Origin of the sequence: Kurthia senegalensis, assembly GCF_000285595.1 — a bacterium.
Taxonomy (GTDB): Bacteria; Bacillota; Bacilli; order Bacillales_A; family Planococcaceae; genus Kurthia; species Kurthia senegalensis.
Genome location: NZ_HE611064.1, coordinates 713,815 through 731,118, shown reverse-complemented (window position 1 = coordinate 731,118; position 17,304 = coordinate 713,815). Strand labels below are relative to the sequence as shown.

Here is a 17,304-nt window from a genome sequence, read left to right as displayed (position 1 = left end):
CTTGATATTTTCCGCATGTTGACGATAGTAAAGGTATACGAATATTCATGAACTTATTAGAACTACGTTTACATACAACAAAGAGGAGGAAGTTTTGTGCGCAAATCCATTGTATCGGCTAGTCTCGTTTTTGCGTTGACGGTTCCTGTTTGGCTGACGGCTGCTTATCCCGATGGTGGGATGACAGCCCAAGCTGCTACGAAAAAACCGACAGCGAAAGCGAAAGCCGTTATTCAAAAAATTAAAGCTATCAATTCAACAAAAACAACTTATTTAACGAAAGTGCAGGCGGCACAGAAAGCGTATGCGAAGCTTTCTAAAAAAGATAAACAACTCGTATCGAATGTGAAAACATTACAAGCCCATGTGAAGAAAATTAAACCATATGAGAAGAAAATTACGGCAGTACAAAAGCAAATTACTGCACTGAAATCAACGAAAAAAACGTATGTGAAAGACGTGAAAGCGGCGAAAAAAGCATACGATCGTTTACCGACTGTATATCGTGCAGGTGTTGCGAATAAAGCGAAGTTGACGAAGCACGTTTCTACGATTGCGGCATATGAGAAAAAAGCAAAGACGCTTCAAAAACAAGTAAGTGCGATTACGAAGACGAATTATCCGAAACAAGTAGTCGTTGCGCAAAAAACTTATGCATCGATGAATGCGGTGACATTAGCGCTCGTACCGACAAAAACAGTTGCGACGCTTCAAACGTATACGACTTCCGCTACGGCAAAAGCACAAGTACAATCGGTACTTAGTTCTTTACTGACGGATGATGATGACCAAGAACTTACGATTGAAGATGTGACAGAAGCAATCGACAAAACAGACGTGTCAGCACTTGTGTCAGACTTATTATCGCTTCTTGCGAATTACAAAAAAATGGACGATTTCCAAAAAAGTTTATTTGATGAAGATGAAACGGCATTAATCGAAGCGTTCATGCAAGATGAAAAGCAAATTCATGATACGCATGCGCTTGTCGTGGCATACAATAAATTGGATCCGAAAGCGTCAACATATACAGCATCGACATTCGATTTGGCTTATAAATTTAGTAAGCTAGCGGATGAATACACACAACCTGATAATTATTTTTCAGAAAGAATGTATGACGTACTCGGTAAAATGGAGACGAAATATGCGGATTCTTTAAATTTAATTGATGAATTTAATAAAAAAGCACAAGAGTTATCTGATGCACCAACGTTACTAGCCATTGAAGATGCGACGTCTGCTTATGCAGAATTAACATCGACGATGCCGAAAAAACCAGCCGATTTGAAAAAATACGTCGACAGTGCGTTGCTTAAAACGTATACGGCTTATAGCAAAGTACCTGCAGTCATTACAGCCATCGACGGCTTACCGAACTATGCGAGCGTAACGGCGACTTCGCCTGCGACAGCGAAGCAACTAACGGCGATTAAAAATGTACAAACGTTGTACAAAGCGCTCGGTAAAGAGCAAAAGGCACTCGTAGATACAGAACTTGCGACGACACCGGAGTTGAATTTTGCGAAGGAAGAAACGCAATTGAAAGCTGGAGAGAAAATTCAGAGCACGTACGTAAAAGCCTTTGAAAAAGGCGACATCAATGCGATGATTGCTTCTTCTGGTGCGTACGGCAAAGCAGAAGATGACGTGAAGAAATACGTTACGGATGGGAAAGCAATCACAGACATTCAAACGACGTACAAAACACAAATTCAAGACGCTGAGAAATTTATCGCGATGCTGCAAAATTTAGATAATGGGAAAGACAAAAATGGGAAAACGTTAGCAAACTTAGACGGTTTGGAAGGTTCAAAAATTAATGGTGTTGTGAAGCCATCTACTAATTCAAAAGAACGCCTTTTAGCTGTTAACAATGCATTGGACGATTTAATTAAAGCGTACAAGCAACTCGTTGCACTGAAAGCAAAAAATCCGAGTGCCCCAGCTGCGCTCGATATGCTTTCTAAAACCGATGTAAAAAATTATACGTTGTATACGACACTTCCGGCATTAATTTTAGAAGGAAATAAAGTGGCAGATCAATTACAAAATAAACCGTATGAAGCAAGTCCGGAACTTCAAATTGAAGGGAAAGACTATAACTACAATACGGCGGATGAAAATCGTATTATCGCATTCGCCAAAACATACAATACACTCACTGAACCACAAAAACGTTTAGCCGATGCGGTCATCATTATTACGAAACGAAAAAACAATGAAAAAACACCGATTGCTCGTGTTTGGGGACAAGAAGCAAACAATATTAAAATCGCGCAAAAATTAGACGCGACGATTTTAAAATTAAATTCGGGTAGTAAATCGTTCGCAGCCGATGTGAAAAAAGTGTACAACCAGTACAAGTCTGCTGCACCTGAAACGAAGAAATACGTTATTAATCAACAACGTCTACAATGGTTCTACAATTTAATTTCAGGCACTTCAAGCAGCTATCCACAAGGAAAAGCGAATGCATTTGAGCAAAAAGTTGGGGCATTGAATAGTGAAAGTACGCATGCGAACATTGGTGACGTGATGTCGTATTACAGTACGATGATCGAACATGATACGAGCACGCAAAGTTTAATTCCGAAAACCGTTATGAAAAAATATAACGAGTATGTGAATGCGTACAATGCGGTTACGTTATTGAAAGCGACACCACTCGGTACGACATCGAAATTAACGACGAAAGACGTTAAAAATATTCAAGATGCGATTAAGCTGTACGACAAATTGACGACACAACCAAAAGCGGCAGCGATGAATGGAATTGGGAAAGGGAGTGCGTATGCAATTGCACTCGGTCAATCATCAGAAATTAAAGAAGCGAGTACGATTGATTCGGCTTATCAAGAATTAAAACCGTCTAGTAAAACGTACACGACAGATTTAATTACGCTGTATACGACGTACGACAACGCATCAGATACGGTACGTAAATACGTGACATCTGCAGATGCGTTGAATGCCATTGCGACGAAATATGCGAAGAAAAAGGCGACAGCACTTGCATTTAAAGCGAAAGTGGATGCACTCGGTAGTGGAGGGAATCTTGGGAATGTACATGATTTGAGAGATTATTACAATGCGAATGTAGACACAGATGCAATTGTGAAAGCGTTCGTTCCGAAAGCGACGATGGCATTATACAAAGGGTATATCGTCTTGCTTGATATTCAAGCAGTAGCACGTTACAAATATTTCTATAACAACTGGTGTAGTACGGATGAATCGATTTATTACAGCTATTTATACGTCGATATTACGCCGGATAAATTGATTGATACGTTAACAGCGTACAACAATTTAAATGTGAATCAACAAGGGATTATCGCGTTAACGCCGACGACGCCTGCCGAGCAATTAGGAACGGTATGTTATGTGCCGACAGCGACGACAGAGCGAAACGTTATTCGTGACCCAGAATTTTTAACAGATGCTACATTTGTGAAAGAAGCAGCAAAAATTGATCAATTGTATACAGCACTTGATCCGAAAGCGACAGATTACTTACAAAAAGTGATGGAAGTTGTGAATGCATATGAACGTGCTTCTTCGGACGTTAAACCGTTCGTTCGTAACGCATCCAATATTTTAGATTTAAAAGCGAAATATAGTGCAGCGTACAATTCACTCGATGCGTTTATTAAAGCCGTTGATTTACTTTCTGTAGACAGTTCTGTAAAAGGAAATAATACAGCGAGTGCGTCAACTGTGAGCGCAGTAAATGATATGTATTATAAATTACGTGCAGAAGTGCAAAAAGCTGTTCCGAAAGCGACGATGACGATTTATAACAAATATTTACCGCTATTAAAGACGCAAGTTCCAGCATTGCGTGATGCAAAACAAGCGACAGATAAATTATTAGATGCACCGACCGTAACAACGCCGTATACGGAAGCTCAAATGGAGCAATTGCAAACAGCACTGGCAGCATATAAAAAGCTCGATACGCTACAAAAAACGATTGCAAACAAAGATAAAACATTGAATACAGGTTCTGGTGTCATCGGTTCAAACGACGATTTACAAACGTACGTGCGCCAGGAAGCGTATATCGTTGCAGCAAATAAGCTAGATGATTTATACAATAAGTTTGTCGCTTCTTACGGCACGACACCTTATTTCGATCCATCAACGACGAAACCACCACTCGTTGAAAAAGACGCAGAAAAATATTCGAAAGCTTTGCGTACGCTAATTAATACGTACAATCAATTATCAAACAATGCACGCTATTACGTCGTGAATACGCCGGAAATTTTAGTGCAAAAAGACGCATTTGATAATGAATATTCACGAGTAGGCGGCGTCGAGGAATTTGAAGAAGCTGTTGCGAAATTAACGAGCAAGTCAACGATTTTAGACGTACAAGATCTCGTTGCACAGTACACTGATTTCACGCCGTATGAAAAAGCTTGGATCGATAGTAAAGTGTTATCGAAATACAAAGATTATGCACCAATCGACGACATCGTTCAAAATTTAGATGCATATGATATTTCAACGACGATGAATAAAACTGAACAAGAAAATACGGCTCTTCAAACAGCAATCAATTTATATGCGAAGTTAAAAGCAGATCCGAAAGCGATTATGACGGCTTACTTTGCGACTGATGAAGATGCGAAAAATGCGATGGCCGCATCACCGGACGTGAAAGCAGCAGATAAAGTCGATCAATTAATCGGTAAAATTGTGAAAGGAACGAACTTCTTCTCACAATATGTCGCAGCAAAACGTGCGTATGAACAGTTGACGCCTGAGCAATTAAATTATTTGAAAAAAGCAGAAACGTTGGCGAAGTATGATGCGCTCGTTAATAAAGTGCAATATACGTATGCGCCACTCGGTTCTTACTTGCAAGAAGACGGCATGTCGATTACTGGTAATCCGTACGAAATGCTTCGTTACTACGAAGGGGTTGTCGCTTATTTAGATGACAATGCCGATCAAGTTGCGAAAGATCGTACGAATTATATCGCTAACGTTCAAGATTTAATTAATCTACGTTCTGCACTTAATAAGTACGTGAAAATTAATGGAACGAGTACGAAGCCATCTGTTTCGGCATTAGCGAAAGCTATTGCGCGCTATTCATACTATTACAAAGCGTATGATATGAAAAATCAATTGAAAGTAATAGATGCAGTCATTAAAACGACGAATTAATTAATAAAAAGAGGAAGTTTTCGTATGCGATGCGGAAGTTTTCCTCTTTTTTTATAAGTTTTACGCATATAATCCTTTAAAAACGGGAAAATATGGAATGAAATGGTTGAAAAGTAGTGTTTAGTGATGGTATTTAAATGTATAATATGAGAATACGAGTATGAATGTAAAAAGAGAATCATTACTCTAGTACTAAAATGGATAAGGGGGAAGTTGCTACAGTTAATGTGGCAGCGATGAATGACTATGGAGTTTAAACGTAAAGAATCATTTCGTCACAATTTAGAAAACCCAATTGAAATCGATTGTGTTGTGAGCCACTCGACAATGGAGATTGGCGTTCAAGCAAAAGGGCAAATTGTTGACATTAGCCCACAAGGACTGCGCATTTCATTATTGCAACCTCTTCCGAAAGATATTGAAGAGTGTGTTTTACAATTAGAATTTAAAATTCACGAGCGCGTCATTCGTGCAGACGGAGAGGCTGTTTGGAATCGTCCGACCGGCGATGAGCAATATCGTTATGGAATCCGTCTTCATGCGAGTGAAGCGTTGCAAGAAACAATCATTGAAGAATTGAAACTTCGCCGTAGAGCAGAAGTTTTTTCAAAAAAATAATCATAATAAAAGAAAGAGGGCCAATCAGTAAATTGTCTGAATGGGGCGCTCTTTTTTATTATGTGTATAAAATGTAAAAAAACAATCTGATTTATAAAAAATATGAATAAGTTACGCGTTTAAGAAGGAATCCGAAGGGTAAATATAGAATATAGAAGTATAGGTTTTATAGAAGGAGGAGTTTACATGCTAACATTTAATATTCGTGGTGAAAACATTGAGGTAACTCCAGCGATTAGAGAATATGTGGAGTCAAAACTATCTAAATTAGAACGCTATTTCAATAATGAAATGGATGCGACAGCAAACGTTAACTTAAAAACGTATAACGATAAACGTACGAAAGTGGAAGTAACGATTCCGATGAAACGTTTAACATTACGAGCAGAAGAACGTAATGATGATTTATACACGGGCGTTGACGCAATCGTAGCTAAATTAGAACGCCAAATCCGCAAACATAAAACGAAAATTAATCGTAAATTCCGAGAACGTGAAGGTGTAGGCGTTTATTTCGCTACTGTCCCTTCTCAAGAAACTGAAGCTGTGCAAGCAGAGCAAGAAGAAGAACTAGAAATCGTACGTACGAAACAGTTCTCATTAAAACCGATGGATGATGAAGAAGCGATTCTTCAAATGAACTTATTAGGGCATGATTTCTTCATCTTCACGGATTCCGAATCAAATGAAACGAACATCGTCTACCGTCGTAAAGATGGGAAGTACGGTCTAATTGAGACGAATTAATCAACAGTTATGTATGCTAAACAGCCTAGAGAGGAATCTTTAGGCTGTTTTTTTCGTCCTATTTTATAAACAAACAAAGAATTGTTGAAAAAATGAATAATTTTTTAATGGAATCGTCGCTTTTCATTGCGGCAATGCCAATTTTTCATTACAATGAAATATGGCAATGTATATCGATATATACAATTTAGAGGGAAATATAAAACAATAACTCAACTTATTTTGAACAGTATGGCGATTATTCAAAGGTTGGGAAATGAGAAATAGGATGTGAATCAAATGCTTGGCATTTTGAACAAGATTTTTGATCCGAATAAACGTGAATTAAAACATTTAAATAAAGTAGCGGATCAAGTAGAGGCACTTGCGGCAGAATATGCAGCAAAAACAGATGAACAATTACGTGAAAAATCAGCGGAATTCCGTCAACGTATTCAAGATGGGGAAGATTTAAATAAAATTCGCCCAGAAGCGTTTGCGACAATTCGTGAAGCGGCTAAACGTGTACTCGGTTTATATCCATATCGCGTTCAAATTATGGGTGGTGCGACATTACATGAAGGTAATATCGCTGAAATGAAAACCGGTGAAGGGAAAACATTAACAGGAACTTTACCAGTATATTTAAATGCGTTAACGGGTAAAGGCGTTCACGTCGTAACGGTCAATGAATATTTAGCAGAGCGTGATGCGGAAACGATGCGCCCACTATACGAATTTTTAGACGTATCTGTAGGATTGAATTTAAGTAGTATGTCAAAAGAAGAAAAACGTGCAGCGTATGCATGTGATATCACATACAGTACGAATAACGAACTTGGTTTTGACTATTTACGCGATAACATGGTGTTATACAAAGAAGAACGTGTTCAACGTCCACTTTACTATGCCGTAATCGATGAAACCGATTCAGCATTAATTGATGAAGCACGTACACCATTAATTATTTCAGGACAAGCGAATAAATCAGCAGCACTTTACAAACAATCGAATGCATTCGTTCGTACGTTAAAACAAGCAAAAGGTACGAAAAATAAAGAAGGCAAGATGGAATATGGTGAAGGCGATTACACGTACGATTTAGAAACAAAAGCTGTCGCCTTAACAGAAACGGGTATGGAAAAAGCAGAACGTGCATTTAATATTGATAACTTATTCGATTTAACACATGTTCAGTTAAACCATGCAATCAACCAATCGTTACGTGCACATGCAGCGATGCATAACGACGTAGATTATGTCGTTCAAGACGGCGAAGTTATGATCGTTGATGGCTTTACGGGTCGTATTATGAACGGTCGTCGTTATTCAGACGGCTTACACCAAGCGATTGAAGCAAAAGAAGGCGTCGAAATTCAAAATGAATCGATGACGATGGCAACTATCACATTCCAAAACTACTTCCGTATGTATGAAAAATTATCAGGTATGACAGGTACGGCGAAAACAGAAGAAGAAGAATTCCGTAACATTTACAACATGAATGTTGTCGTAATTCCAACGAATAAACCGATTGCACGTGACGATCGTCCGGATTTAATTTATGCGACAATGCTCGGCAAATTTGAAGCAGTTGCTAATGATATTGCAGAACGTCATAAGAAAGGACAACCCGTTCTAGTCGGTACAGTCGCAATCGAAACGTCTGAATTATTATCAGATTTACTACGTCGTCGTGGCATTCCACACGAAGTGTTAAATGCGAAAAATAATGAACGTGAAGCTGAAATCGTTGCACTTGCTGGTCAAAAAGGTGCGGTAACAATCGCAACGAACATGGCTGGTCGTGGTACGGATATTAAACTTGGTGAGGGTGTAATCGAATTAGGCGGTTTGGCTGTTATCGGTACAGAGCGTCACGAATCACGTCGTATTGATAACCAATTACGTGGTCGTGCGGGTCGTCAAGGGGACCCTGGTGTATCTCAATTTTACTTATCACTTGAAGATGATTTAATGAAACGTTTCGGTTCCGATAGCATGAAAGCGATGATGACACGTCTTGGTATGGATGATTCTCAACCAATCCAATCAGGTATGGTATCACGCGCTGTTGAATCTGCTCAAAAACGTGTAGAAGGAAATAACTTCGATGCACGTAAACGTTTATTACAATACGATGATGTATCACGCCAACAACGTGAAATCATTTACAAAGAACGTTACGACGTGTTAGAAACAGAAGACATGCGTCACGTTGTAGAAACGATGATTGATGATGTACTCGTTTCAAACATTCAAGCATTCACAGCATTAGAAGATGTGAACGAATGGAATTACGAAGCAATCCACGGTTTCTTAATCGGAAACTTATTACGTGAAGATTCTATTTCAGTAGACGACTTAAAAGGTAAAACAGTCGACGAGATGATTGAATACATTCGTGGCTTAGTGAAAGAGCAATACGATCAAAAAGAAGAAGAACTATCTCCAGAACGTATGCGCGAATTTGAAAAAGTTATTTTACTTCGTGCCATTGATTCGAAATGGATTGACCATATCGATGCGATGGAACAACTTCGTCAAGGGATTCACTTACGTGCTTACGCACAAACGGATCCATTACACGAGTACGAACAAGAAGGGTTCCGTATGTTCAATGAAATGATTGAAGCAATTAAAGGGGACGTAGCGAAATTTGCGATGAAAGCAGAAATTCGTTCGAACCTTGAACGTGAAGAAGTTGCAAAAGGTCAAGCGGTGAATCCGAAAGAAGAAAGTAATAAACCGAAGAAAAAACAACCTGTTCGCAAATCGGCAGAAGTCGGTCGTAACGATTTATGCCCATGTGGTAGCGGTAAAAAATATAAAAACTGTCACGGCGTAAACGAATAGTTTACAATGAATAGTAAGTAAATAAAGAAGGTTGTCCTTTCGTGAACACAAACGAGGCGTTCATCAATGGCAACCTTCTTTTCATATTGGAGGAATAAACATGATTGAATTATCAGATGTGCGCAATGCGCTTGATGCAACAGCAACAAAACTAGAAGACTTTAGGGGGTCTCTTTGACTTAGAAAACAAAGAGTTCCGCATTCAAGAATTAGATGAAATTATGTTGGACCCAAGCTTTTGGAACGACCAACAAAAAGCACAAACGTTGATCAATGAATCAAAAGCGTTGAAAGATACGGTCAATGAGTTTTACAGTCTTGCTACGGAGCAAGAAGATTTAGAAATGACGCATGACTTGTTGAAAGAAGAAATGGACGAAGCGTTACTCGTCGATTTAGACGAATCGATGAAAGCTTATCAAGCACGTATTGATACGTTTGAATTGCAGCTTTTATTAAGCGAACCGTATGACCAAAACAACGCGATTTTAGAATTGCATCCAGGTGCAGGTGGTACGGAGTCTCAAGACTGGGGAACGATGTTGCTGCGCATGTACACACGTTGGGCAGAAAAACACGATTTTAAAGTAGAGACACTAGATTACTTACCGGGGGACGAAGCGGGGCTAAAATCTGTTACATTGGCAGTGCGTGGTCATAATGCATACGGCTATTTAAAAGCAGAAAAAGGCGTGCATCGTCTCGTACGTATTTCACCATTTGACTCAGCCGGTCGTCGTCACACTTCTTTCGTGTCATGTGATGTGATGCCAGAATTTAGCGATGAAGTCGTTGTCGACATTCGTACAGAAGATTTAAAAATCGATACGTATCGTGCGTCAGGCGCAGGTGGTCAGCACATTAATAAAACGGAATCAGCTGTTCGTATTACCCATCTTCCAACGAATACAGTCGTTTCATGTCAGGCAGAACGCTCTCAAATTAAAAACCGTGCAAAAGCGATGAGCATGTTACAAGCGAAACTGTACCAATTGAAATTAGAAGAGAAACAAGAACATTTAGATGAAATTCGCGGAGAGCAAAAAGAGATTGGCTGGTCTAGTCAAATTCGTTCTTACGTATTCCATCCGTACTCAATGGTGAAAGACCATCGTACAAATGTTGAGACAGGTAATGTTCAAGCGGTCATGGATGGCGACTTAGATGATTTCATTAATGCCTATTTACGAATGAAAATGGCTTAATGAACATACGAGTTATAACGAGAAAAAGTCATGTGTAACATGGCTTTTTTTTGTGTAAAAAAATAAAGATGTGTAAACGTTAAAATAAATCTTCTAATTCATCTAAATGTTTAGCATCGATGAATGGATCATCTTTCGGGAAAAGTTTCATTAATTCACTGTTAGAGAGGGACTGCATGTAGCGGTCGATTTGTTGGGCATGTGACATTTGTGTGCGAAGACTTGTGAGAGAAAGGTTAAGTGGGTATGCTTTGCCATTTTGAAGTAACGCTGTGCAGTAGCCGTTTCCGCTATCTTCGTATGAAATAATTGCGTGGTAGTTGACCCAGCGTACGTACGTTTTCGTATGAGATGCAGTTGGAATAAAAATGAGTGGGTTCGTTGAGCCGACGGAAATCGGAAGTTTTTTGAAGCCTGGTGTAATGCGACGAGTGAGATGGAAAGCAGTTTTGAATGAGGAGCCATAGCTGTTACAAATTTTTTCAATGACACGTGGGATGGAAGCGTTAATTAAATACGTTCGATGAAGTTCGTGGACGAGGGTGTACTTTAAGTTTCGGCAAAGTTTTGGTTCGAGCAAAAGAATTTCACGCGACACTTTGAAATTAGCGAGTGGCATAACATTTAATTTTTCTTCAGTTTTCAATAACGAAAACTCCCTTCTTACTATTTTTTTGGAAACATTTGTATGTTTCTAAACCGAGTATACAGAGCAAAAATAAAATATGCAAGTTAAAAATAGAAAGTTGTTTAATAATAATACGAAATATTCTAAAAATTAATGTTGCGTATTGTACCGATTTCGTCATATAATAATAAAAAGCTATAGGGAGGGATGCAATATGGAATATCGTCCAGCGCATTCGAATGAAGCATTACATGCAATCCCCGGGGTTGAAGGCAAAGCCTTATTAAATGACTTGTACTTAGATTTATTTTTAAAGCATGTTCATAGTGAACAAGTAGAAACTTATTATTTAAATAAGATTGATCAAGCTTTAGATGCAAGAGATGAACAACTATTTATAGCATTGACGAACGACTATTTACAACATTTAAAACAAGAATAAACAAGATGTTTTTGTACTTACGACGTCTTTCTTACTGCGGTGAGGAAGGCGTCTTTTTTGTTTTATATAACGAGAAACGGTACTATTTGTACTAGAAAGAATGAATGGAATAAAACGTATGTTCGCATTTTTGTGCAAACATATGATACTATAAACGTAACAGCAAGATCGAGGAGGAACGAACATGGAATTTGATTTACAAGCCCCTTATGAACCGAGTGGAGATCAGCCGACAGCGATTCGAGAAATTGTCGAAGGCATTGAGGCAAACAAGCATTATCAAACGTTACTCGGTGCGACCGGAACGGGTAAAACTTTTACGATTTCAAACGTTATTCAACAAGTGAAAAAACCGACGTTAATAATCGCGCATAATAAAACGCTTGCGGGGCAATTGTACAGCGAATTTAAACAATTTTTCCCGAACAATGCGGTCGAATACTTCGTTAGTTATTACGATTATTATCAACCGGAGGCATACGTGCCGCAAACAGATACGTATATCGAAAAAGATGCGAGTATTAATGATGAAATTGATAAATTACGTCACTCAGCAACGTCTTCTTTATTTGAGCGAGATGATGTCATTATTATCGCCTCCGTATCGTGCATTTACGGCTTAGGTTCACCAGAAGAATATAAGGAACTCGTCTTGTCACTTCGACCAGGAATGGAAATCGAACGAAATCAAGTGCTTCGTAAGCTCGTAGACATTCAGTACGAACGGAATGACATCGACTTTTCTCGTGGGAAATTCCGTGTACGTGGCGATGTTGTAGAAGTTTTTCCAGCTTCAAAAGATGAACATTGTTTACGCGTAGAATTTTTCGGAGATGAAATTGATCGCATTCGAGAAGTAGACGCTTTAACAGGAGAAATTATCGGAGAACGGGATCATATTGCGATTTATCCTGCGTCCCACTTCGTTACACGTGATGAGAAAATGCAAGTGGCTATTGCCAACATCGAAGCGGAATTGAAAGAACAATTGGCTTTGATGCGCGAAGAAGGAAAATTATTAGAAGCGCAGCGTTTAGAACAACGAACGAATTACGATTTAGAAATGATGCGCGAGATGGGCTTTTGCTCAGGAATTGAAAACTATTCACGGCAACTAACGCTTCGGGAAGCGGGGGCAACGCCGTACACACTTTTAGATTATTTCCCTGAAGATTTTTTACTCGTTGTCGATGAAAGCCATGTGACCTTACCACAAATAAGGGGTATGTATAACGGAGACCAAGCGCGTAAAAAAATGCTTGTCGATCACGGTTTCCGTCTGCCATCTGCTATGGATAATCGTCCACTACGCTTTGAAGAATTTGAAAAACATATTTCTCAAGCTGTGTTCGTATCCGCAACGCCAGGACCTTTTGAACAAGAAAATACGCCGGAAATGATCGAGCAAATTATTCGTCCAACAGGGTTACTTGACCCAGAAATTGACGTCCGTCCGATTGAAGGACAAATTGATGATTTAATCGACGAAATTTATGCGCGTATTGAGAAAAATGAGCGCGTATTAATTACGACACTAACGAAAAAAATGTCGGAAGATTTAACGGATTATTTAAAAGAAATCGGCATTAAAGTACAATATTTACACTCAGAAGTGAAGACGCTTGAGCGAACAGAAATCATTCGAGATTTACGTTTAGGTGTGTATGACGTCTTAATCGGAATCAACTTATTACGAGAAGGGTTGGACATTCCAGAAGTGTCACTTGTGACGATTTTAGATGCTGATAAAGAAGGCTTCTTACGTTCGGAACGTGCGCTTATTCAAACGATTGGCCGTGCAGCACGTAATTCGAACGGGCACGTTATTATGTATGCAGATAAGGTGACGGATTCGATGCAAAAAGCATTGGATGAAACAGCGCGTCGTCGTAGCATTCAAATGGCTTATAACGAAGAGCATGGCATCGTACCGAAAACGATTCAAAAAGGGATTCGAGAGGCGATTCGTGCAACGAAAGTGGCGGAGGAAGAGGCATTATACGAGCCGAAGAAAAAACTTTCTGCTTCGGAAAGAAAAGAGTTGGTTGCCGAGTTAGAAGTGCAAATGCGCGACGCTGCGAAAGCACTCGACTTCGAACGAGCAGCACAATTACGAGATACGATTTTAGAATTAAAGGCGGAAGGATGACATCATGAAGAATACTGAAATTGTCGTGCAAGGGGCACGTGCAAATAACTTAAAAAATGTAGATGTGACGATTCCACGAGACCAACTTGTCGTCATGACAGGTTTATCTGGTTCTGGGAAGTCCTCTTTAGCATTCGATACGATTTATGCAGAAGGGCAAAGACGTTATGTAGAGTCTTTGTCAGCGTATGCACGCCAGTTTTTAGGGCAAATGGATAAACCAGACGTAGACTTGATTGAAGGGTTATCACCTGCGATTTCGATCGACCAAAAAACGACGAGTAAAAATCCACGTTCGACAGTCGGAACGGTGACGGAAATTTACGATTATTTACGCTTACTATTTGCGCGTGTCGGTAAAGCATATTGTCCGAACGATGGCATCGAAATTTCTTCACAAACAGTGGAGCAAATGGTTGACCGTATTATGCAATATCCGGAACGTACGAAACTACAATTACTTGCACCGATCGTTTCAGGTCGTAAAGGACAACACGTAAAAGTGTTAGAAGATCTTAAAAAACAAGGTTTCGTTCGTGTCCGTATTGACGGAGAAGTACGAGATTTAGACGAAACGATTGAACTCGAAAAAATAAAAAGCATGACATTGATGCGGTAGTTGACCGTGTGATCGTAAAAGAAGGCGTAGAAGGACGAATGAGCGATTCATTAGAAACGGCACTTCGTCTTGCAGAAGGACGTGTGAAAGTTGATGTGATGGGCGTAGAAGAACTTCTTTTTAGTGAACATCACGCTTGCCCGATTTGTGGCTTCTCAATCGGTGAACTAGAACCGCGTATGTTTTCTTTCAACAGTCCTTTCGGTGCTTGTCCGACATGTGACGGACTCGGTTCGAAAGTAGTTGTCGATGAAACGCTCGTGATTCCGAATTGGGATCTATCATTGAATGAAGATGCGATTGTGCCATGGATTCCGACGAGTTCAGCTTATTATCCAACGCTTTTAAAAACCGTTTGTAATCATTTCAATATCGACATGGATACGCCGGTGAAAGATCTTCCGAAAGATCAAATGAACATTATTTTACATGGTTCTGGTGAAGAAGAAATTCATTTCGTTTATACGAATGAGTTTAATAATACACGCGAAAAAGTAGCACCTTTCGAAGGTGTTTTAATGAACGTGCACCGTCGTTTCCATGAGACGAATTCCGATTGGGTTCGCGAACAAATGGAAAAATATATGACGGAATTACCTTGTCCAAGCTGTCACGGACATCGCTTGAAAGAAGAAACGTTAGCGGTGAAAATTGCGCATAAACATATTGGAGAAGTAACGACGTATTCAATTAAAGAAGCTATCCAATTTTTCAATACGTTAACGCTGTCTGAGAAAGATGCTCAAATTGCTAATTTAATTTTACGTGAAATTAATGAGCGCCTATCTTTCTTAGAAAATGTAGGGCTTGATTACTTAACGCTAAATCGTATGGCAGGTACGTTATCTGGCGGAGAAGCGCAGCGTATTCGCCTTGCGACTCAAATTGGTTCTCGATTAACGGGCGTATTGTACATTTTAGATGAACCATCGATTGGGTTACATCAACGGGATAACGATCGCTTGATTGAAACGTTAAAATCGATGCGTGATTTAGGCAATACGTTAATCGTCGTTGAACACGATGAAGATACGATGCTTGCGGCGGATTATTTAATCGATGTCGGTCCTGGTGCAGGTGAACACGGTGGCGAAATTATCGCTGTCGGCACGCCAGAAGAAGTGATGAACAATCCTAAGTCATTAACAGGTCAATATTTAAAAGGGGAAAAATTCATTCCGCTACCGACTGAACGAAGAAAAGGCGATGGGCGCAAACTTTCGATTAAAGGTGCAAGTGAAAATAATTTAAAAAATGTTAAAGTAGACATTCCACTCGGTATTTTCACGGCGGTAACAGGCGTATCTGGTTCAGGGAAAAGTACACTCATTAACGAAGTGCTCTATAAAACACTCGCGCAAAAAATGAACCGTGCGAAAGCGAAACCGGGGAAAGTAAAATCGGTTGAAGGTATTGAACAATTAGAAAAAATTATTGATATTGATCAATCTCCAATTGGACGTACACCACGCTCAAATCCAGCGACGTATACAGGCGTATTTGATGATATTCGAGACGTTTATGCGACGACGAATGAAGCGAAAGTACGTGGCTATAAAAAAGGTCGTTTTAGTTTCAACGTAAAAGGCGGACGCTGTGAGGCATGTCGTGGCGATGGGATTATTAAAATTGAAATGCACTTTTTACCGGATGTCTACGTTCCGTGTGAAGTGTGTCACGGTAAACGGTACAATCGTGAAACGCTCGAAGTGAAATACAAAGATAAAAACATTTCAGACGTCCTTGATTTAACGATTGAAGAAGCAGCAGATTTTTTCAAAAACATTCCGAAAATCCAACGTAAAATTCAGACGCTCGTTGATGTCGGCTTAGGGTATATGAAACTTGGCCAACCGGCGACAACATTATCTGGTGGGGAAGCGCAGCGTGTGAAATTAGCTTCTGAGCTTCATAAACGTTCGAACGGGAAGTCGATTTACATTTTAGATGAACCGACAACGGGCTTGCATGTCGATGATATTGCACGTTTGCTTGATGTGTTACAACGTCTCGTTGATAACGGGGATACAGTTCTCGTTATTGAACATAATTTAGACGTTATTAAGACGGTCGATTATATGATTGACCTCGGTCCAGAAGGTGGAGACCGTGGTGGACAAATTGTTGCGACAGGAACTCCGGAACAAGTAGCAGAAGTAGCAGCTTCTTATACGGGACGCTATTTAGCGCCAATTTTAAAACGAGATCGTGAGCGTATGCAAAAAGTCGTGGCGAAAGCACAATCAAAAAAATAAAGACGCTCTAAGCACTTTCACTGAAGGAAGATTCTTTCTTTGAAAGTGCTTTTTTGTGAGCAAAGGAGAAGAGCTATGTTAATTATCGTATCGGGGTATGAAAGTGTAGGAAAGTCAACTGTTGCAAAAGCGCTCGCTCAAAAACTACGAGCTGTTTGGATCGATGGACCGGCAACGATTGAGCCATTGATTGCTCACATCATACGTGCTAAACAATTAAATGGGAGAGGTTTTCAACAAGAAATGCAGCGCCGTTTAGAAAGTGAAAAAGGAATGGAGATGCTGCGACGTCTCATCGCAGACCAAGTAGCGAATGGATTAGACGTCGTCGTTGAACTGTCGACGTATTATAGCGATGTTCATTTAGCAGAACAACTACAAACGTCCGTTCACTACGTCGAAGTAACATTGCCGCTTGAATTAGAAGCTGTGCAGTATGTAGCGTGTCATCCGGATGAAGGCAGTCTTTCTACGTGGGAACGAGAGGCTGCACTACGATTCCCTGTATTTTCAGATGGGGCATTGTTTGAACAAAATGTTGTTGTGACGTACGATAATTCAGAGCCGCTGACAGAGGAATCAATTGAAGCACTTTTAAGAAAAATAAATGAAAACTGAAACTTTT

Annotated in this window: 9 protein-coding genes and 1 pseudogene; 9 read left to right on the top strand and 1 reads right to left on the bottom strand. The window is 39.7% G+C overall.

The window, feature by feature from the left end:
- Positions 1–96: 96 nt before the first annotated feature.
- The 5 genes from KSHG_RS03930 (at position 97) to prfB (ending at position 10,586) form a co-directional block, all read left to right on the top strand.
- The gene (locus KSHG_RS03930; RefSeq protein ID WP_010302145.1) at positions 97–5,181 is read left to right on the top strand and encodes a hypothetical protein; all 5,085 of its coding nucleotides are present in this window, start codon (positions 97–99) and stop codon (positions 5,179–5,181) included.
- A 240-nt stretch (positions 5,182–5,421) separates the two neighbouring features.
- Complete coding sequence (locus tag KSHG_RS03925; RefSeq protein WP_010302143.1) at positions 5,422–5,799, top strand: PilZ domain-containing protein; 378 nt, start codon at positions 5,422–5,424, stop codon at positions 5,797–5,799.
- Positions 5,800–5,985: 186 nt separating this feature from the next.
- Positions 5,986–6,546 (top strand): ribosome hibernation-promoting factor, HPF/YfiA family, encoded by a 561-nt coding sequence (gene hpf, locus KSHG_RS03920; RefSeq protein WP_010302141.1) that lies wholly within the window; start codon positions 5,986–5,988, stop codon positions 6,544–6,546.
- 279 nt (positions 6,547–6,825) lie between these two features.
- The gene (secA, locus tag KSHG_RS03915) at positions 6,826–9,381 is read left to right on the top strand and encodes a preprotein translocase subunit SecA (RefSeq protein ID WP_010302139.1); all 2,556 of its coding nucleotides are present in this window, start codon (positions 6,826–6,828) and stop codon (positions 9,379–9,381) included.
- A 103-nt stretch (positions 9,382–9,484) separates the two neighbouring features.
- Positions 9,485–10,586 (top strand): peptide chain release factor 2 gene (gene prfB, locus KSHG_RS03910; RefSeq protein ID WP_162829253.1). Its coding sequence is split into 2 segments (ribosomal slippage): positions 9,485–9,556 and positions 9,558–10,586, totalling 1,101 coding nucleotides; the frame shifts between segments, so codons are not numbered across the junction.
- 79 nt (positions 10,587–10,665) lie between these two features.
- On the opposite strand, the gene KSHG_RS16080 is transcribed toward prfB, so the two are convergent.
- Positions 10,666–11,232, bottom strand: a complete 567-nt coding sequence (locus tag KSHG_RS16080) for a competence protein ComK (RefSeq protein WP_010302134.1) — start codon at positions 11,230–11,232, stop codon at positions 10,666–10,668.
- Between the two features lie 196 nt (positions 11,233–11,428).
- On the opposite strand from KSHG_RS16080, the gene KSHG_RS03900 reads away from it, so the two are divergent.
- The 4 genes and pseudogenes from KSHG_RS03900 to KSHG_RS03885 all read left to right on the top strand — a co-directional run bounded on the left by KSHG_RS03900 (position 11,429) and on the right by KSHG_RS03885 (position 17,297).
- Positions 11,429–11,656: an IDEAL domain-containing protein gene (locus tag KSHG_RS03900; protein ID WP_010302132.1), complete on the top strand. Its 228-nt coding sequence runs from the start codon at positions 11,429–11,431 to the stop codon at positions 11,654–11,656.
- A 184-nt stretch (positions 11,657–11,840) separates the two neighbouring features.
- On the top strand, positions 11,841–13,805 hold the full coding sequence (gene uvrB / locus KSHG_RS03895) for an excinuclease ABC subunit UvrB (RefSeq protein ID WP_010302128.1): 1,965 nt from the start codon (positions 11,841–11,843) through the stop codon (positions 13,803–13,805).
- 4 nt (positions 13,806–13,809) lie between these two features.
- A pseudogene (gene uvrA / locus KSHG_RS16075) lies at positions 13,810–16,679 on the top strand (excinuclease ABC subunit UvrA).
- A gap of 75 nt (positions 16,680–16,754) precedes the next feature.
- Positions 16,755–17,297, top strand: coding sequence for an AAA family ATPase (locus KSHG_RS03885; RefSeq protein WP_010302119.1), 543 nt, complete (start codon positions 16,755–16,757; stop codon positions 17,295–17,297).
- The last annotated feature ends 7 nt before the right edge of the window (positions 17,298–17,304 follow it).